This window comes from Burkholderia sp. KCJ3K979 (genome assembly GCF_016759955.1).
GTDB classification, from domain to species: Bacteria; Pseudomonadota; Gammaproteobacteria; order Burkholderiales; family Burkholderiaceae; genus Burkholderia; species Burkholderia orbicola.
Genome location: NZ_JACFYV010000129.1, coordinates 1 through 18,949 on the forward strand (window position 1 = coordinate 1; position 18,949 = coordinate 18,949).

18 protein-coding genes are annotated in these 18,949 nt (G+C 67.5%); 8 read left to right on the plus strand and 10 right to left on the minus strand.

Annotation, left to right across the window (positions count from 1 at the left end; all coding sequences use genetic code 11):
- Nucleotides 1-35: 35 nt before the first annotated feature.
- Nucleotides 36-1,010: an AraC family transcriptional regulator gene (locus H3O04_RS23440; RefSeq protein WP_202588531.1), complete on the minus strand. Its 975-nt coding sequence runs from the start codon at nt 1,008-1,010 to the stop codon at nt 36-38.
- 149 nt (nt 1,011-1,159) lie between these two features.
- Here H3O04_RS23440 and H3O04_RS23445 point away from each other — a divergent pair, with 149 nt between their 5' ends.
- Nucleotides 1,160-2,266 carry an NAD/NADP-dependent octopine/nopaline dehydrogenase family protein gene (locus H3O04_RS23445; protein ID WP_202588532.1) on the plus strand — a complete coding sequence of 369 codons (1,107 nt, stop codon included), beginning with the start codon at nt 1,160-1,162 and terminating at the stop codon, nt 2,264-2,266.
- Nucleotides 2,263-3,273 (plus strand): 3-hydroxybutyryl-CoA dehydrogenase, encoded by a 1,011-nt coding sequence (locus H3O04_RS23450; RefSeq protein ID WP_202588533.1) that lies wholly within the window; start codon nt 2,263-2,265, stop codon nt 3,271-3,273. Before H3O04_RS23445 ends, H3O04_RS23450 begins: the two co-directional genes overlap by 4 nt.
- An 11-nt stretch (nt 3,274-3,284) precedes the next feature.
- Here the strand turns inward: H3O04_RS23450 and H3O04_RS23455 are convergent, their stop codons facing one another.
- Entirely contained in the window at nt 3,285-4,622 is a 1,338-nt protein-coding gene (locus H3O04_RS23455; RefSeq protein WP_202588534.1) for an MFS transporter, read from the minus strand.
- A 190-nt stretch (nt 4,623-4,812) separates the two neighbouring features.
- The gene (locus H3O04_RS23460; protein WP_202588535.1) at nt 4,813-5,892 is read right to left on the minus strand and encodes a DUF1176 domain-containing protein; all 1,080 of its coding nucleotides are present in this window, start codon (nt 5,890-5,892) and stop codon (nt 4,813-4,815) included.
- A 244-nt stretch (nt 5,893-6,136) separates the two neighbouring features.
- Here H3O04_RS23460 and H3O04_RS23465 point away from each other — a divergent pair, with 244 nt between their 5' ends.
- From H3O04_RS23465 to H3O04_RS23475, 3 genes are all read left to right on the plus strand, one after another.
- Nucleotides 6,137-6,883: an SDR family oxidoreductase gene (locus H3O04_RS23465; RefSeq protein ID WP_202588536.1), complete on the plus strand. Its 747-nt coding sequence runs from the start codon at nt 6,137-6,139 to the stop codon at nt 6,881-6,883.
- 151 nt (nt 6,884-7,034) lie between these two features.
- Nucleotides 7,035-7,889, plus strand: coding sequence for a DJ-1/PfpI family protein (locus tag H3O04_RS23470; protein WP_202588537.1), 855 nt, complete (start codon nt 7,035-7,037; stop codon nt 7,887-7,889).
- Nucleotides 7,890-7,956: 67 nt separating this feature from the next.
- Nucleotides 7,957-8,430, plus strand: a complete 474-nt coding sequence (locus tag H3O04_RS23475; RefSeq protein WP_202588538.1) for a YybH family protein — start codon at nt 7,957-7,959, stop codon at nt 8,428-8,430.
- A gap of 110 nt (nt 8,431-8,540) precedes the next feature.
- On the opposite strand, the gene H3O04_RS23480 is transcribed toward H3O04_RS23475, so the two are convergent.
- Nucleotides 8,541-9,488: a GlxA family transcriptional regulator gene (locus tag H3O04_RS23480; RefSeq protein ID WP_027805834.1), complete on the minus strand. Its 948-nt coding sequence runs from the start codon at nt 9,486-9,488 to the stop codon at nt 8,541-8,543.
- A 160-nt stretch (nt 9,489-9,648) separates the two neighbouring features.
- On the minus strand, nt 9,649-10,380 hold the full coding sequence (locus H3O04_RS23485; RefSeq protein WP_237666394.1) for a GNAT family N-acetyltransferase: 732 nt from the start codon (nt 10,378-10,380) through the stop codon (nt 9,649-9,651).
- Nucleotides 10,381-10,447: 67 nt separating this feature from the next.
- Between H3O04_RS23485 and H3O04_RS23490 the strand changes: the two genes are divergently transcribed.
- Complete coding sequence (locus tag H3O04_RS23490) at nt 10,448-10,831, plus strand: hypothetical protein (protein WP_011548356.1); 384 nt, start codon at nt 10,448-10,450, stop codon at nt 10,829-10,831.
- Nucleotides 10,832-10,999: 168 nt separating this feature from the next.
- Here the strand turns inward: H3O04_RS23490 and H3O04_RS23495 are convergent, their stop codons facing one another.
- Complete coding sequence (locus tag H3O04_RS23495; protein ID WP_202588539.1) at nt 11,000-11,857, minus strand: helix-turn-helix transcriptional regulator; 858 nt, start codon at nt 11,855-11,857, stop codon at nt 11,000-11,002.
- 95 nt (nt 11,858-11,952) lie between these two features.
- Here H3O04_RS23495 and H3O04_RS23500 point away from each other — a divergent pair, with 95 nt between their 5' ends.
- Nucleotides 11,953-12,846, plus strand: coding sequence for an SDR family oxidoreductase (locus H3O04_RS23500; protein WP_074806602.1), 894 nt, complete (start codon nt 11,953-11,955; stop codon nt 12,844-12,846).
- 45 nt (nt 12,847-12,891) lie between these two features.
- Here H3O04_RS23500 and H3O04_RS23505 read toward each other — a convergent pair whose 3' ends face one another.
- Entirely contained in the window at nt 12,892-13,881 is a 990-nt protein-coding gene (locus H3O04_RS23505; RefSeq protein ID WP_202588540.1) for a zinc-dependent alcohol dehydrogenase family protein, read from the minus strand.
- Nucleotides 13,882-14,029: 148 nt separating this feature from the next.
- Nucleotides 14,030-14,167, minus strand: coding sequence for a hypothetical protein (locus H3O04_RS23510; RefSeq protein WP_202588541.1), 138 nt, complete (start codon nt 14,165-14,167; stop codon nt 14,030-14,032).
- Between the two features lie 76 nt (nt 14,168-14,243).
- Here H3O04_RS23510 and H3O04_RS23515 point away from each other — a divergent pair, with 76 nt between their 5' ends.
- Nucleotides 14,244-17,273: a non-ribosomal peptide synthetase gene (locus tag H3O04_RS23515; RefSeq protein ID WP_272929892.1), complete on the plus strand. Its 3,030-nt coding sequence runs from the start codon at nt 14,244-14,246 to the stop codon at nt 17,271-17,273.
- On the opposite strand, the gene H3O04_RS23520 is transcribed toward H3O04_RS23515, so the two are convergent.
- Complete coding sequence (locus tag H3O04_RS23520) at nt 17,227-18,129, minus strand: LysR family transcriptional regulator (RefSeq protein ID WP_202588543.1); 903 nt, start codon at nt 18,127-18,129, stop codon at nt 17,227-17,229. The genes H3O04_RS23515 and H3O04_RS23520 overlap by 47 nt on opposite strands.
- 79 nt (nt 18,130-18,208) lie before the next feature.
- Nucleotides 18,209-18,949: FAD-dependent oxidoreductase (locus tag H3O04_RS23525; RefSeq protein WP_202588544.1), on the minus strand; the 741-nt coding region annotated here is incomplete at its 5' end.

The following is an 18,949-nucleotide window of genomic DNA, read 5'->3' on the forward strand; positions in this document are numbered from 1 at the left end:
GGCGGGGGCCGCGGGGCGGCCGGGAGCGGAGAGCGTCATCGTGTCTGCCTCGCAGTGACGGAAGGCGCGTGGCCGTAACGCCGTGCATACGCCTTCGCGAAATGGCCGAAGCCATGGATGCCGTGCGCGATCAATACGTCGGTCACGCTGCGCGCGTTGCCGCGCTGTAGCGCCGCGTGTACGGCGGCGAGCCGGCGCTCGCGCACGTACGCGGCCGGCGAGGTGTGCAGGAACGCGCGGAACGCATGTTGCAGCGTGCGCGGCGCGACCCCGGCGACGGCCGCCAGCGCGGCGAGCGCGAGCGGTTCGCCGAGATGCGCATCGACGTGAGCGCACGCACGGCGCACGTGCGCGGGCAGCGGCGGCGTGCCGCGTCGCAGCGCGTCGCTGTACGAATGCGGCAGGTGCGTGAGCAGCAGCGACATCAGCCACGCGGTGAGGTCGGCGCCGAACACCGGCGACGCCGCGCCGATGCCCGGCTGCGCGCCGAGCCGGCACAGGTATTCGAAGGTCGGCCGTACGAGCGCGGCGCCCGCACCCGCGCCGCCGGCCGCGAGGTCGAATTGCAGCGGCCGCGTGAGCGTCGCCTGCAGCATGTCCTGCAACTTGCGCTCGAGCGCGCCGCGTTCGAGCCGCAGCACGAGGTTGCGGCAATCGGGGCTCGTGCGCAGACGGCTCGGGAGCGCAGGCGACGATACGGTCAGCGCGCCGGGGCCGGCGCGCGCGACGACGCTGCCGGCCTGCAACTCGCACGCACCGGCGAGCGTCAGCCGGAACAGGAAGTGATCGGCGTCGTCGCCGAACTCGATGCGCGTTGCGCGGCCGTAGCAGAGTTCGAGCAGTGCGCCGTGATGCAGCGGCACCTCGTACAGCTCCGCGTGAAACGGATCGCGGCCGGACGCGGTCATCCGGTGCGGCCCGAGCCGGTGCGCGACCGCGCGTTCGACTTCGTCGGGCGCCTGTAGCGTGCCGAGCCGGTTCGGCGCATGGCGGGAAAGGGCGATGTCCATTCGTAGACCTCGTGGCGGATGCAGGGGCGCGGCGGCATCCGCCGCACCGCGATTGCGTTGCGCGAACGGGCGCGTCGTTGCGCGTTTTGAAGCGACGCGGTGCAAGTGCCCGCGTAGTCTCGGACATACTCGATCACCGGGAGAAAACGATGAAGGTATGTGTTCTGGGCGGCGGCCACGGCTGCCATGCGGCGGCCATCGACCTGCTCGAAAAAGGCCACGACGTGACGTGGTGGCGGCGCGATCGCGAGCCGCATGCGCGGCTGCGCGAGCTTGGCGTGCTGAACGTCACCGACTATCGCGGCAAGCGGGCGGTGCCGCTCGGCGATGCGCCGGGCGCGATCCGCCTGACCGACGATCTCGCCGCCGCGCTGCGCGGCGCGCGGCTCGTCGTGGTGCCGCTGCCGGCTACGTCGCACGACGCGCTCGCCGCGCAGGTCGCGCCGCTGCTGGAGGACGGCCAGGTCGTGTTCCTGCCGCCCGGCACGTTCGGCAGCGTCGTGTTCGCCCGCGCGGCCGCCGACGCCGGCAACCGTTCGGGCGTCGCGTTCGCCGAAACCGGCACGCTGCCGTACCTGGTGCGCAAGCATGGCGACAACGACGTCGTGATCAGCGCATACGCGACGCGCCTGCCGACCGGCGTGTGGCCGTCGAACGCGGCCGGCTGGGCGTTCGACGTGCTGCGCGCCGGCTATCCGTCGGTCGAGCCGGTCGAGGATGCGTTGTCCGGCGCGCTGATGAACGCGGGCCCCGTGATCCATCCGCCGCTGATCCTGATGAACGCCGGGCCGCTCGAACACTTCGACGCGTGGGACATCCACAACGAAGGCACGCAGCCGTCGATCCGCCGCGTGACGAACGCGCTCGACGCCGAACGCATCGCGGTGCGCGAAGCGCTCGGCTACCGCGCGCCGCATTTCCCGCTCGCCGATCACTACGCGACCGACGGCGACGAGTGGATGTACGGGCGCGGCGCGCACGGCAAGCTGACCGATAGCGGCGACTGGCGCGAGAAGATCGATCTGCGCACGCATCGCTACATGCTCGAGGACACCCGGCTCGGGCTGTCGTTCATCGTGTCGTGCGGGCGCTGGGCCGGCGTGCCGACGCCCGTCGCGCAGGGGCTGCTGAGCATCGCGAGCGCGGTCGCGGTGCGCGACCTGTATGCGGAAGGGCGCACGCTGGAGCGGCTCGGGTTCGCGGCGCTGTCGAAGGATGCGCTGCGCGCGCTGCTCGACGCGGGGTATTCGGCATGAAGGCGGCCGCCGATGTGACGCGCATCCACGTGCTCGGCGCGGGACGCATGGGGCAGGGCATCGCGCTCGTGTTCGCGTTCGCGGGCCTCGACGTGACGCTGATCGACTTCAAGCCGCGCGATGCGGCCGGCTGGCGCGCGTTCGACGATCGCACGCGCAACGAGATCGCCCGGCCGCTGCATGCGCAGGTCGCGCTGGGCCGCATCGATGCCGTGCAGGCCGACGCCGTCGTCGCGCGAATCGCGCTGGTGGCGCGGGAGGGCGCGGCGGACGCGGTGCGCGATGCCGACATCGTGTTCGAAGCGCTGCCCGAAGTGCTCGAAGCAAAGGCCAACGCGTTGCGCTGGCTTGGTCGACACGTCGATGCGCATGCAACGATCGCGTCGACCACGTCGACGTTCGTCGTCACCGAATTGCAGCGCCACGTCGCGCACCCGGCGCGGATGCTGAACGCGCACTGGCTGAACCCCGCGCTGCTGATGCCGCTCGTCGAGGTGAGCCGCAGCGACGCAACGGATCAAGCCGTCGTCGACGCGCTCGCGGCGCTGCTCGAACGCGTGGGCAAGAAGCCGGTGATCTGCGGACCGGCACCCGGCTATATCGTCCCGCGCATCCAGGCGCTCGCGATGAACGAGGCCGCGCGGATGGTCGAGGAAGGCGTGGCCAGCGCCGAGGACATCGACACCGCGATCCGCACCGGCTTCGGCCCGCGCTTCGCGGTGCTCGGGCTGCTCGAATTCATCGACTGGGGCGGCTGCGACATCCTGTACTACGCGTCGCGGTACCTGGCCGGCGAGATCGGCCCGCGCTTCGCGCCGGCAGCGAGCGTCGTGCGCAACATGGAAGCCGGGCGCGACGGCGTGCGCACGGGTGCCGGCTTCCACGACTATGCGGCAGTCGACGTGCCCGCGTACATGCGGCAGCGGCTCGGCGAATTCGCGCGGCTGCTCGACCATCTCGGGCTGGCGCCGGCGTTCGACAGCGCGCGGCGCGACGCCGGGCGCTGAGCGGCGCGCGCTCATGCCGGGTCGCCGCGCGAACCGTCGGCGGGCGGGGTGCGCGTCTCGCGCATCACGCACAGCGTCGCGACCGTGACGAGGCCGAGCGCGATCAGGAACAGCGACACCGGCCACGACGCGTGATAGCGCGCGAGCAATGCGGTCGCGATCAGCGGCGACATCCCGCCCGCGAAGATCGACGCGACTTCGTGACCGAGCGCGACGCCCGAATAGCGCACCTCGGTGCTGAACAGCTCGCCGACGAGCGCGGGCAGCGTGCCGATCATCGCGCCGTGGCTCACCGCCGTGCCGATCGTCAACGCGAGCCATACGAGCGGCGTCACGCGCGTATCGAGCAGCCAGAAGAACGGAAACGCGCACGCGACGAGGCTCAGCGCGCCGATCAGGTACACCGGTTTGCGGCCGATCCGGTCGGACAGCCGGCCCCAGGCGAGCATCGCGCCCATCTCGACGATCATCGCGATCATCACGCCGGTCAGCATCGTGCCGTTCGGAATCCCGAGATATTTTCCGTAGACGAGCGAGAACGCGAGGAAGATGTACGCGCCGCCGTTCTCGGCCACGCGCAGCCCCATCGCGAGCAGGATTTCCTTCGGGTGGCGGCGGATGCACTCGACGATCGGCAAATGTGCGTGTGCGCCGCGCTTGCCGGCCTGCTCGAAGTCGCGGCTTTCCGGCAGATGGCGGCGGATATAGATGCCGATCGCGAAGATCGCGACGCTCGCGAGGAACGGCAGCCGCCAGCCCCACGTGCGGAACGCGTCGTCCGGCAGCGCCTGCGCGGCGAGAAACGCGGCCGCCGACAGCACGAAGCCGCCGCCCACGCCGAGCTGGCTCCACGCCGCGTAGTAGCCGCGCTGCTCGGGCGGCGCGTTCTCGCTGATCATCAGCACGCCGCCGCCCCATTCGCCGCCGGACGCGATGCCTTGCAGCAGGCGCAGCACGACGAGCGCGGCCGGCGCCCACAGGCCGACCTGCGCATAGGTCGGCAGCAGGCCGATCGCGAAGGTCGACGCGCCCATGATCAGCAGCGTCCAGACGAGCGATGCCTTGCGCCCGTAGCGATCGCCGACGTGGCCGAACACGATCCCGCCGAGCGGCCGCGCGATGAAGCCGAGCGCGAACGCCGCGAATGCGGCGAGGCTGCCGGCGAGCGGCGATGCGCCGGGCGGGAAGAACACGTGGCCGAACACCAGCGCCGCGGCCGTGCCATACACGAAGAAGTCGTACCACTCCATCGCGTTGCCGGCGACGGAGGCGATGACGATCCGGCGCAGTTGCCGGTCGGCGAGCGGCCGGACGGCGCTCGGGGATTGCACGGTGTCGGTCGGGTACATGGCGGAACTCTGAAGGGGGAGGCGGGCGCGTGCCGTCTCGTACGGCACTGCGGGCTAGTGTTGTCGGCCCGCCGCTCCCCGGTCAAATCCGCAGAAAAAGGGGAGTGTCATCACTCCCGCAAATGATGGTCGGGGCGCGCGGGGCCGTGCCAGCGCGCGCCGGGGCCCGTTACCGCAGCCGATGGCCACCTTACTTCCGTCGCGACCGATAGAGTGTGGGCCAGTCACCCGGTTCAGCACCACCACACGTTTCCTGCCGGGCCGACGACGACAACTGAAATGCCTGGCCATCCCAGATCCATTCGGTGCGAAACCCGCAATCGGCCAGCCCGCGCCCTTTGCCGAAAGTCGACAAGGTGCCGGTAGCCGGATCAAAGCCCGGTTCGAAAAACAGGTTATCCAGAACACCTCCGCCTGGATCGCTCAGCTTGACGGGCTCTGGCGCTACGTTACCCGTGCGCTGGGCGATGAACACATGGGACGATCCCTGGTAGGCGCCCTGAATGCACGGAAGAAATACCAGCGCCTTTCGTGCATCAAGGGCATACGCCGCTTCTTCGAGATACTTCGGCGCATTCTCGTCGCAGTCACTGGCGTCCCGGATACGTTTCGCGCGTGCGATCAGGGTTGCTGCCTCTCGATCGGACAATTGCGGAGCGATCTTCCGTGTCGGCACGACCGGCAACGAAGGGGCGGGTGCGACCTGCGATGCGGGGGCGAGGCCTTTGCGGATCAATGCGGTCACACCGCCGATGCGCCCCTGCCGATCGTCGATGCGCAAGAGGGCGGCTACCATGCCGTCGAGCGGAATATAAGCGCTCGCATCCGAACCGATCTGCAGCTTCTTGCCGTTGCGAAGCCGGGACACGAAGGCGGCTATGGCGGCCGGGCGGGTTGTCGACAACGTCGTCTGATTGTCGATGCGATCGGTGTTCAGGTGCCACGCCGAAGCTTCCAGCCGCAATGGCGCGCCGTCGACACGCAGGTCATCGAGATCGATGTCGGGGCCGCCACTCAGGCGCGCTTCAAGTGAGCCGTCCGGTCCGGCCGCGCGAATGAAGCGCAAGTCCATGCCGGTTTCACCACCGCTCGCGAAACCCTTCGCCTCACAAGTCAGGCCGTTGTCGCAGGCAACCAGCCATGACTTGTAGGTGTCGTAGCTCGGCGCGTTGATCTGCTGAGGCGGTGCTGCATGGGCAATGAGTGGGGCGGCTGCGATCGCGAAAAGCGCAACGTCTACGACGCTTGCCTTGACGTGACGATTTCTCATGTCCTTCTGCGTCTGCGGAGTTGGGGATGACGTGCATCGTAACGCAACTGCCGTACCGCAAATGATCTGTTTCACCGCCGCAGCCACGCGCAGCAGATGACGCTTTTCGAGGGTTATACGACCTTTGAGCCATTTACGTCCCGTTCCATACTTCACATGAACGATCGAGCCGGAACCCGCACGCAAACGCGATGACGCGTCGCGTATCCGGCCTGGTCAACCACGACATGAAAAGGAACGGAAGATGCGACTCAAGAGCAAATCGGCGTTGATCACGGGCGGCACCAGCGGCATCGGTCTGGCCACCGCGAAGCTGTTCATTTCAGAAGGCGCGCGCGTCGCGGTGACGGGGCGCGACGAAAGCGTATTCGAGCGCGTGAAGGCGGAGCTCGGCGAGCATGCGGTCGTGCTCAAGGGCGATGTGCGGTCGCTCGACGACATGCGCGCGATTGCCGGCGAGGTTGACGAGAGGTTCGGCGGTCTCGACGTGGTATTCGCCAATGCCGGCTGGGCTTTCCCGTCCGCCGTCAACGACATCGACGACACGCTGTACAACGACATCATGGACGTCAACGTCAAGGGCGTGGTGTTCACGCTTCAAGCGGCGCTGCCGTACTTGCGCGAAGGTTCTTCGGTGATCCTCAATACCTCGTTCGTCGCGCAGACCGGCAAGCACGGCATCTCGCTGACCGCCGCGGCGAAGGCCGCCGTGCGCTCGCTGGCCCGCAGCTGGTCGTACGAATTTCTCGACCGGAAAATCCGCTTCAACGCGATCGCGCCCGGCGCGATCGATACGCCGCTGCTTTCGAAGTGGGGCAAGCCCGACGAATGGGTACGCGACCGCAAGGCCGAATTCGCCGAAGCGATTCCGGTGGGCCGCATGGGCCACGCCGACGACATCGCGTACGCGGCGCTCTATCTTGCCAGCGACGAATCGTCGTTCGTCGTCGGCACCGAGCTGGTGGTCGATGGCGGGGCGTCGCAGCTTTGAGCCTGCGCTGCACGCTTCCTGAGTCCGGCACGTCATCCCGGCTCATCCCCATACCGATTTGACGTCCGCCACGCCGTTCGCGGTGGCGGTTATTCGATCCGGCCCGGCGTGGTCGCGCTCGCCCATGGGCCGAAGTGCAAGGAGCATCATCTTGACCGACAGTAGCGACAATCATGCCCCGGGCGGGCAACTCACGCGGGCAGGCCGTTCGCGCCGCGATGCCCTGAAGTTCGGCAGCGCCGCCACCCTCGGCGCCGTGCTGGGCGGCAGCGCGTTGCTCGGGCACGCCGCGCCTGCGCCGGCGCCGACGGGCAGCGCAGCGCTGCTTGCGCCGACCGAGCCGCTCAACATCCTGATCGTCAATTACGACGGCGGCACGCTGCTCGACTTCGCGGGCCCGAGCGAGATCTTCCACCGGCTGCCGAATACGAACGTTCGCTACGCGAGCCTCGACGGCGGCAACGTGACGCTCGAATTCGGCGTGGTGTACGGGAAGACCGAACGGCTGGCCGATATCGACCGGACCGACGTGATCCTCGTGCCTGGCGGGTCCGATTTGTCGGCGCCGATGCGTCCGGCGTATCAGACGCAGATCCGGCGTCTGGCGGAAAGCGCCAAACACGTGACGTCGGTGTGCAACGGCTCGCTCGTGCTTGCCGCGACGGGCGTGCTAGATGGCAAGCGCAGCGCGTGCCATTGGGCGTTCGTCAACAAGCTGGCCGAATACGGTGCGATTCCCGTTCCTGATCGCTTCGTCGAAGACGACGACGGCCGCTTCATGAGCGGCGGCGGGGTGACGGCGGGCATCGATTTCGCGCTGCGCGTGGCGGCGAAGCTGCGCGGCCAGCAGGCCGCCGAATACACGCAGCTCGTCGTCGAATACGATCCCGATCCGCCGTTCCACTCCGGTCATCCGAGAGAGGCGCGACCCGAACTCGTCGCGATGGTCGACAAGAAACTGCCCGGCGCGTCGAAGGGACTCGCACGCGTTCCCGGCGTCCGCTGACACGCTGGCCGGCGACGCGTACAGGGTCGCCGCCTCTTCAATTCAAACCCGATTCGGAAATCATACGATGCGACGGATTCATCTTTGTACGGCTGCGCTTGCAGCGTGCGTGTCCTTTTTTGCATTCACGGCGCCGGCTGTCGCCGGTGGTGCGCAACGCCTGCCCGAAGCGGCGATCAAGGCCGAAAACGCACGGTGGGCGGATGCCTTTGCGCGAGGGGACTACGACGCGATCGGCCGCCTCTATACCGACGACGGCGCGCTCTTGCCGCCGGGCGGCGACAAGGTCACCGGGCGCCGCGCGATCACCGAGTACTTCACCAGCGGGTATGCCGGATCGAAGCCCGGCACCGTCTCGTTCAGCAATGACGAGTTCTACGGTAACGACCGGGTCGTGACGGAGGTATCGGATGTGGAGGTTCGCGACGGTGACGGAAAGCTCAAGATCCGCGCGAAGCAGACGCTCGTGTTCCTGAAGCAGGGCGGCACGTGGAAGCTGCATCGCGACATGTGGAACGCTTACCCGCCCGTCAAGGACTGACGGCCATCGACGTCCGGCGAAATGGCGCGTTGCGTGGTCACGCTACGCGCGCGCCTTTCAGCCGTTAGCGGGACGTCGACCACGCAGCGCATTGATCGTCAGGCGTTCGATCAGCGTGCTGCGTTCGACCTGCTCTCGCGCCGAATCGCTTGCGGCGGGTGTCCGAGCAGCTTGATGAAGGCTCGGCGCATCCGCTCCGGATCGGTGAATCCCACCGCCAGCGCAATCTGTTCGATCGGTTCGCTGCCGCCCTGCAGGCGCAGCCTCGCCGCTTCGACGCGCAAGCGCTCGACCGCCCGCGCCGGCGTTTCGCCGGTTTCCCGGCGAAATGCGCGCCCGAACTGTCGCACGCTCAAGCTTGCTGCATCGGCGAGCCGTTCGACCGGCAACGCTTCGGCCAGGTGTTCGCGGGCGAAATTCAGTGCGATGCGGATGCGATCCGATTCCGGCTCCATCTGCGACATCGCCGAGAATTGCGACTGCCCGCCGGGCCGCCGATACGGCACGACCAGCAGCCGCGAGACCTCGCGCGCGATCTCCGCGCTCATGTCCCGTTCGATCATGCCGAGCGCCAGGTCGATGCCGGAGGCGATGCCTGCCGATGTCCAGACGCGGCCATCGACCACATAGATACTGTCGCCGTCGACCCGCGTGCGAGGGAAGCGCGACTGCAACTGCGCCGCGTATCGCCAGTGCGTCGCGGCTCTCAAACCGTCGAGCGAGCCGGTTTCCGCCAGCAGAAATGCGCCTGTACACACGCTGGCCACTCGCGACGCCTTGGCGGCCAGCTTGCTGGCCGCGGCGATGTTTTCCGAAGTCTGCATCGGCGCGATATCGCCGCCGACGAACACGATGGTGTCGAACGCGCGCCGTCCGACCGGCTTCGTGTCGATCGAAAGGCCGGTATTGCCGGGAATCGGGCCGCCGGTGGGCGAGATGACGTGAAGATCGTAGGGTGTATGGCCGGCGGCCGTGGCCACCTGATTGAAGGCCGACAACGGGCCGCCCAGATCGAGCGCGTCGTAGCCGCGGCAAACGAAAAATCCAATGCGATGCATGACGAAGCAATTGATCGAGAACCCCGGAATGGCGAATTTTACCGGGAACCCTCGAATTGTGTCGTTTGACTCGAAACGAGGGAAAAACGTCGTTTACGCCGCCGTCGATCGACTGTATTCGTTTGCGCCGTGCTGATGCGATGCCGACGGAAAGCGATGCTCACCGACGGTAGATGAACTCCAGATCGGTCGATTCGCCGACCTTGAAATCGTACGTGCCGACACGCTTGAAGCCCGCCTTCTCGTAGAACGCGATGGCCTTCGCATTGCCCGACCACACGCCCAGCCATACCGGGCCGGGGCGCGTCGCGGCAAGATACTCGAGCGCGGCGTCGAACAACGCCCGTCCGGCGCCGGTACCTTGTGTGCCGCGTCGAAGGTAGATCTGATGGATTTCGCCCGAGCCGTCCGCCACGTCCGGATGCGGAAGCTTGCACGGCCCCGCGTGTGCATATCCGACCAGCGTGCCGTCGTCGCCTTCTGCTACCCACGTGCGGCACTGCGGGTCGGTGAGCTGTCCGGTGATCGCTGCCACCGAGTAAGTCCGGGTTTCGTATTCGGCCAGATCGTGCGGCGGGTAGTCGATGCCGAATCCGTCCTGCAGAAAGGTTTCGCGAAACGTATCGCGCTTCAATTCGGCAAGCGGGACGGCGTCGGCCAGGGTCGCAACGCGGATCAACATGACGCTTCTCTCGGTTCGGTATCGGGCCGACAGTTTATCCCGGGTGATGTCGAGCAGCCGCTTCGTCGCCTGCCAACCGGCGACCGTCGCGGTCGTGCAGGCGGCTTCCCGATGCGGGAAAAAGCGCCGATTTTGCAGCGCAGCGAAAGGCGCCGACGCTTGGCTGACCGGGCCTCCGTAACCAGCCGAAACTGCCAGTGCGGCAATCATGCGGATGCCGATGGTTGACCGCCGTCGGACATGCTAGGATTTCCGTCAAACAACTCCGGAGACTGCGATGCCGTTCATCTGCGAAAACGTTGAATGTCGTGCCGTGCTGGCTCGCGGGCAGGTCAGGCACCATCAGGAGGGCGCCGGCTGGTGCTTCTACTGCCCGGACTGCAACACCAGAAACGAGTTGATGAACATCGGCACGCTCAGCGGCCCTGTCGAGCTGGTTCAGCCGGAGCGGGCGAGCCCGCCGCACAAGGTGGTCGCGACGGCCCGGCCGCTGGACGACGGCCGATACGCGGCGCAGTTGAGCGTCCAGCGGGCGCTCGCCGTGAAAGGCACCTACGCGGCCGAGGAGCACTGGGATCAGCTCGGCGTATTCGGCGACGCGCAAGAAGCCGTCGCGCATGCGAAGTCGTTCGCCACGGATCTGCTGCAGCGCGCCGCGTAGCCGGCGCTTTTCCGTGAAGGAACAAAGGGGCGTCGCGCATTCGTGCGCGACGCCCCTTTGCGTTTTCCGCCCGCGTTCGTCAGTGGCGGATATCGAACGACGAGGTCTGCCTCGTGATCCGCTGATACGTATCGTCCTGAAACAGGTTCCCGGGAAAGTCGCGTGAGGTCACGCAGCCGGCGCCTGTGTTGCGCGCGCCTGTTCGCGGGCCGCGACGAGTTCCCGGATCCGCGCGCGATCGGCCGGCGTCACCGGCGTGAAGATCACGAGGCTCAGGTCCGGGCTGCCGGTGACCGAGAACGCCGAATATTCGAGCGCGATCCGGCCGGCTTGCGGATGGCGGATCTCCTTCGTACCTTCGTCGTGCGTACGGATATCGTGGTCGCGCCACATCGCGTCGAATTCGGCGCTCGTCGCGCGCATCTCGTCGACGAACGCCTGCACCGCCTGCGTCGCGCCACTGCGCGCGATGTCCGCACGAAACGCGCCGACCGCGAATCGCGCGACGCGCTCCCAGTTCGGCTGCGCGTAACGCACGCCCGCGTCGACGAAGATCAGCCGCAGGATGTTGCGCGCGGCCGGCGGCAGCGTCGCATAGTCGGTGAGCGTCGCGGCCGCCGCGTCGTTCCACGCGGCGACGTCCCACGTCGCGGTGCGGATGATCGCGGGGCTCGCGTCGAGCGAATCGAGCACGTGCTGCAGGCGCGGCGTCACGCCGGCCGGCGCGTGATAGCGCACCTCGGGCGGATGGCCGAGGCCGATCAGGAACAGGTGCTCGCGTTCGGCCTCGTTGAGCATCAGCGCGCGGGCGAGCCGGTCGAGCACGTCGGCCGACGGCGCGCCGCCGCGCCCCTGTTCGAGCCACGTGTACCACGCGGCGCTCACGTGCGCGCGTTGCGCGACTTCCTCGCGCCGCAGGCCCGGCGTGCGGCGGCGCGTCGCCGGCAGCCCGAGCGCGACGGGGTCGAGTTTTTCGCGGCGGTCCCGCAGGTACGCGCCGAGCAGGTTGTCGGGGGCGTCAGCCATATCCTGTTAGTTCGTTTACCAGTAAACCGTCACGACTTCACCGCGAGCGGCGCTCGACAGATAGTAAGCCTCCATTTCATCCGGAGGTGCTGAACATGCGTGTCTTTGTTACGGGAGCATCGGGATTCGTCGGCTCGGCCGTCGTGGCCGAGCTCGTGGCCGCCGGGCATTCGGTGCTCGGGCTGGCGCGGTCCGACGCGGCCGCGGCGTCGGTTGCCGCGGCGGGCGCCGACGTTCATCGCGGGTCGCTCGAGGATCTCGACAGCCTCACGCGCGGCGCCGAAGCCGCCGATGCGGTGATCCACACGGGATTCAATCACGACTTCTCGCGCTTCGCGCAGAACTGCGAACTCGACCGCCGCGCGATCGAGACGATCGGTGCGGCGCTCGTCGGCTCGGCGCGGCCGCTGATCGTCACGTCGGGCCTGGCGCTCGTCGCGCCCGGCCGCGCGGCGACGGAGGACGATCCGCACGTGCCGGTGTCGGAAAATTATCCGCGTGCGTCCGAAGCGACGGCGGTCGCGCTCGAAGCGCGCGGCGTGCACGCGTCGGTCGTCCGGCTGCCGCCGTCCGTGCACGGCGACGGCGATCACGCGTTCGTGCCGCGCCTGATTGCGTTCGCTAGGGAGAAAGGGGTGGCGGCATACATCGGCGACGGTGCGAACCGCTGGCCGGCCGTGCACCGGCTCGACGCGGCGCGCGTGTATCGGCTCGCGATCGAGCGCGGCGCGGCCGGCGCGCGCTATCACGCGGTCGACGATACGGGCGTGCCGTTTCGCGAGATCGCCGAGGTGATCGGGCGGCGGCTGAACGTGCCGGTCGTCGCGAAGTCGGCGGCGGAAGCCGGCGAGCACTTCGGCTGGTTCGCGAGATTTGCGGGGATGGATGCGCCCGCAACCAGCGAGCGCACGCGGGCATCGCTCGGCTGGGCGCCGACGCAGCCGGGGTTGCTGGCCGACATCGACCGGCCGCAGTATTTCGAAAGCTGACGAGCGACGCGCGCCGCTCGCCATGGGGGCGGCTCGGGCAACGGCTCAAACCGTGACGACGATCTTCCCGACCTGCGCACCGGCTTCCATGTAGCGGTGCGCATCCGCGATGTCGTCGAACGTGAACGTACGATCGATCCGCGGCTTCAGCGTGCCGGCCGCGAGGCCGTCGACGATGAAGCGCTTCGCGCGTTCGAGCCGTTGCGCGTCGCCGGTGATCTCGAACAGCTCGTAGCCGCGCAGCGTCAGGTGGCGCGCGAGCAGGTCCATCAGCGGCACAGGGATGTCGCGCGTATCGAGCGCGCCGTACTGGAAGAACGTGCCGTTGGTGGCGAGCGCGCGCAGCAGGTTCGCCGCATCGGGGCCGCCGACCGGATCGAACACGAGGCGCGCGCCGATGCCGCCCGTGAGTTCCGCCACCTGCCGCGGCAGGTCGGCGGGGCTGCCGACGATCACGTGCCTCGCGCCCGCGTCGAGCAGCGCCTGGCGCTTCGCTTCGCCGCGCGTCAGCGCGATCGGCACCGCGCCGACCCGATTCGCCACCTGGATCGCGGCCTGCCCGACGCTGCTCGACGCGGCGCCGATCAGCACCGCCTCGCCGCGCTGGAGCCCGCCAAGTTCGATCAGCGCGCCGTAGGCCGTCACGAACATCATCCACGTCGCGGCCGCCTCCTCGAACGACAGGCTGTCCGGGTGCTTGACCACCGCACGCGCGGGCACGTTGACCACTTCGCCGTACATCCCGTAGTCGGCGAACGAGAAGGCCGGCACGACGCTCACCGCGTCGCCTTCCGCGAACGCCGTCACGTTGCGGCCGACCGCCGCGACCACGCCCGACGCCTCGTAGCCGAGCGATGCCGGAAAGCGCGGCATGAACGTGTATTGGCCGCTGCGGAACATGACTTCCGCGCGATTGACGCCGATCGCTTTCACGCGTAGCTGGATATCGTCGGGGCCCGGCGCGGGCACGTCGACGCTGTCGATCTGCAGGACTTCGGGGCCGCCGATGCGGTGGAAACGAACGATGCGGGTCATGGAGCGCTCCTTCGATGAACGGGTGTCGATGAAGCAGCATCGTAGGCGGGCGCCCGCACCGGATAAACGCGCGGCCGGATCATTGATTGTTATTTGACGAATAACAATAGGGATGAACGAGCGCGGGGGCCGGGCGCGGTTCGATGCACTACGCTGGTTCGGCAACTTGCATCGCGACACTCGGCACATCGTCGAATGCTGCGTCGAATGCATCAAACGTCGTCATCGTTTCGCCGCGCGTGACGACACGCTTCGTGCCCAACGACATTGCATTGACGGCGTTCACCAGTGAATTGCCTTTTATGCGCGCCGCTCTATATTGAGATTTACGCTTGTCGACGTGAGGAATAAAGAGGATGACTATGCAATTGAACGTGCTCGAAAAATTCCGGTTCCGTGCGGCACGTGACGGAGATGCGCCGGCCGTGGTGTCGGAACACGCCCGCATGAGTTACCGGGAACTGGACAGTCGGAGCGACACGGTGGCCTGCGCGTTGCAGGCGCGAGGAATCGGAAGCGGCAGCCTGGTCCCGATCGAGGCGTCGAGGAACGCGGAATTCGTCGTCGGCATCCTCGGCATCCTGAAGGCCGGTGCAACCTATGTGCCGATCGACGACCGTTATCCGGCGGCCCGCAAACACTACATCCTGCAGCAATGCAATGCCGCGCTGGTATTGACGACACGCGCGGCGCCTCGCGATGCGGCCATGCCGTTTGCGAGCGTGGCGGAGCTGTCCGCACGACGGCCGGCGCACGACGACGCGTGCGCGCCGCCACTCGCCGATGCACGCGACGGCGCGATCTACGTGATCTTCACGTCCGGCTCCGCCGGCGCGCCGAAAGGCGTGATCGTCGAACACGCCGCCGTGGCGGCACTCGTCGACTGGCACAACACGCGCTTCGAGATGAATGCGGCGAGCCGCGCGACGCTGATGGCGGCCCTCGGCTTCGATGTCTCGCAGTGGGAAATCTGGTCGACGCTTTGCGCGGGCGCGACGCTGTTCTTGCCGGACGACGAAACGCGGCTCGACGCGGACGCGCTCGTGGCTTTCCTTGCCCGTCACGGGATCACGCACGCCTACGTGCCCACCGTGATGGTGGCCGATGTGGTCGGTGTCGGCCAGCCGGCGGATCTAAAGCTGAAGTATCTGTTCACGGCCGGCGAAAAGCTGGGCCCGGTCGATACCGACGGGGTCCATTACACGGTGATCGATTACTACGGGCCGACCGAAGCGACAATCTTCGCGACGTGTCACGTCGTGCCGAGCGCGACGCTTGGCCGTCCCGCTTCGATCGGGCGGCCGGTCGGCGATACGGAAATCCTGATCCTGAACGACGCCGGGGAAGCGGTGACGGGCAGCGACGTTGGTGAGATCTGTATCGGCGGCCCGGGCCTGGCGCGTGGCTATCTGGGCAATCCTGCGTTGACGCGCGAGAAATTCCGTCCGCATCCGCGGCAGACGGATCGGCTCATCTATCACACGGGCGATCTCGGGCGTTGGCTGAACGACGGCGCGATCCAGTTCCTCGGGCGTCTCGACGATCAAGTCAAGATTCGCGGCAATCTGGTCGAGCTGAGCGAAATTCAGGCCGCGCTTGTCCGATCCGGCGAGGTACGCAAGGCGGTGGTGCTGGCGTTGCCCAACGCGGCCAGCGCTGAGACGGAACTCGTCGCGTTCGTCGTGCCGCGCGATCCGGTTGCGCCGCCTGCACGGGTGATCGAGGCGCTGAAGGCGAGCGTGCGGCAAGCGTTGCCCGATTACATGTGGCCGGTCGGCCATGTGCTGCTGGACGACGTGCCGGTGACGGCGAACGGCAAGACCGATCGCGCCGCACTTGAACGTCGTTACCGCGATGCGCCGCGCGACCGGACGGAGCATGAGCCGTACACCGCCGTCGAGCGGATCGTCGCTGATGCATTCGCCGCGTTGATCGGCCATGCGTCGTTTCGCAAGACCGATCGGTTCTTCGACATCGGCGGCAATTCGCTGTTGACCGCGAAGCTCGCGAGGGCGCTGTCGGATGCGGTGGGGACGAAGATGCTGATCCGGGACGTGTACGAGCACCAGTCGGTGGAAGCGCTCGCACGCGAGATCGAGCGGCGTGCCGCGACGACGGCGCTCGTGATCGAGCGCGAGCCGGTGTATGCGCTGGAGAACGATATCCGCGTGCCGGAGCAGGCGGATTTCAGCGGGCCCTTCGACGACGCGTTGCTAGCGGCCCCGCGCACGATCCTGCTGACGGGCGCCACGGGATTCGTCGGCGTCCATCTGCTGGCCGAGCTGCTCGCGACGACGTCGGCGGTCGTGCATTGCCTGGTGCGCGCGCCGGATGCGGCGGCGGCGCGCGCGCGGATCGACGAAAAACTGCGCGCGTACGACGTGAGCCTCGGCCCGGACGACCGATCGCGCATCCGCGTGTGGGCGGGGGACGTCACGCACGCGCGCTTCGGCCTGGGCGAGCACGACTATGCAGCGCTGGCCGACGAAATCGACGTCGTATACCACTCCGCGAGCGCGGTCAATTTCATCCAGCCGTATTCGTACATGAAGAAGATCAACGTGGACGGCCTGACGCAGATCCTTGCTTTCGCGGGACACCGGCGAACCAAGGCGCTGATCCTGCTGTCGACGATCTCGGTGTACAGCTGGGGGCATCGCTTCACCGGCAAGACCGTGATGACCGAAGCGGACGACATCGACCAGAACCTGCCGGCGGTGCTCGAGGATATCGGCTACACGCGCAGCAAATGGGTGATGGAGAAAATGGCCGACCAAGCCGCACAACGCGGCCTGCCACTGATGACTTTTCGGCTCGGCTACGCGACGTTTCATGGCGAGACCGGTGTGAGCGCGGATTATCAATGGTGGGGCCGGCTGGTGAAGACGTGCATCGCGCTCGGCACCGTGCCCGACCTGAACGACCTGCGCGAAGGGCTGACGAGCGTGGATTACATGACGAAGGCGATTGCGCGGATTTCGCGCGATCCGGCCGCGCTGGGCCGCAAGTTCAACCTGATCAACTCGCCCGAGACCGACATGACGCTGAAGGAATTCTTCTCGCGCCTGGAGCGCTACTTCGGCATGCGGTTCCGGGTCGTTCCGTACCGCGCATGGCTCGATGCGTGGAAGACGGATATCGACGCGCCGCTCTATCCGCTATTGAGCCTGTTCGACGACAACATTCGCGACGGCATGAGCACGGCCGAGCTGTATCAGAACAATTACGTATGGGACTGCCGCAACGTGATCGAATTTCTCGAAGGCAGCGGCATCGAGCAGCCGGCGTTTTCCCGCGAGCAACTGGCGCGGTACCTGGAGCGCTCGATCGGTTACCGGGTCGCCGCTACGCCGGATAACGCCGCGCGAACAGTTCGGTCAGCCAGTCGATGAACGCACGCACCTTGTCGGGCAGATGCGCGCGGTTCGGGTACAGCACCGACACCGGCTTCGGCACGGCCGGCACGCCGGGCAGCAGCTCGATCAACTGGCCCGAGTCGATGCTCGGCTGCAACGCGGGCCGCAACGCGTGCACGATGCCGAGGCCCGCGAGCCCGCACGACAGCAGCGCTTCCGAGTTGTCGGTGAGCAGGCTGCTCGCGAGCTTCACCGCGACGGTTTCGCCGTGCGGGCGGAACGTCCATTCGAGCACGCGGCGGTTGTGGCCGGTGAAGAAGTTGACCGCGCGATGCGTCCGCAGATCGTCGAGCGTGCGCGGCAAACCGTGGCGCGCGATATAGGCGGGCGACGCGCACGTGGCCATCGACACCGCGCCGACGGTGCGCGCGATCATGCTCGAATCCTTCAGCGTTCCGACCCGCACCACGCAGTCGATGCCTTCGCCGATCAGGTCGGCCGGCTGGTCGCTCGCGCCGAGCACGAGTTCGATCTGCGGATAGCGCTGCTGGAAGTCGGGCAGCGCCGGAATCACGATCGTCTTCGCGAGCGCGAGCGCAATGTCGATCCGCAGCCGGCCTTTCGGCACCGCGCGCTGCTTGGGGAACGATGCGAACGCATCGTCGATGCCGGCGAGCAGTTGCACGCAGCGCGCATGAAACGCCTCGCCTTCGGCCGTCACGCTGACGCGGCGCGTGCTGCGGTTCAGCAATCGGACGCCGAGCTCCTGTTCGAGCTGCTGCACGGCTTTCGTGACGGCCGGCCGATGCAGTTGCAGCGCGTCGGCGGCCTGCGTGAAGTTGCCGCGTTCGACGATCTGTACGTAGATCTGCATCGTTTGCAGGCGGTCCATGGCGTTCCCGGATGGCGTGGCGAGCGGCCATCTTCGCACACCGATGGAACCGGATGCGCGGCCGCCCGCCTGCCGTGCGTCATTCGACCGGATGCAGATCCTGCAGCAGCGTCGGCACCAGCTCGGACACGGTCGGGTGGATATGCATCGCGCGGCTGATCGTCGTGTACGGCGCGCCGGCGGTCATCACGTCGAGCATCCCGTGCACGACTTCATCGCCGGTCACGCCGAGGATCGACGCGCCGAGGATCGCATGGCTGTCCGCATCGACGATCACCTTCATGAAGCCCTGGCTTTCGCCTTTCTCGACCGCCCGGCCGACGCGCGTCATCGGGCGCGTGCCGACCAGCAGCCGGCGGCCCGTCTGCTTCGCTTCCGCGAGCGTCATGCCGACGCGGCCGAGCGGCGGATCGATGTACATCGCGTAGGCCGTGATGCGGTCGGACACCTTGCGCGGATCGTCGTCCAGCAGATTGGCCGCGACGATCTCGTAGTCGTTGTAGGCGGTGTGCGTGAATGCGCCGCGTCCGTTGCAGTCGCCGAGCGCCCAGATGCCGGGCACGTTGGTGCGCAACTGCTCGTCGACGGTGATGTAGCCGCGCGCATCGGTAGCGATGCCCGCGCGGTCGAGCCCGAGATCGTCGGTGTTCGGCACGCGCCCGACCGCGAGCAGCAGGTGCGAGCCCGCGACCTCGCGGCCGCCGCCCGCGCAGTCGAGGCCGACCACGATGCCGTCGCCGTCGCGGCGCGCGTTCAGGCAGTTCGCGTCGAGCTGCACGTCGATCCCTTCGTTTTCGAGGATCTCGCGCACGGCCTGCGA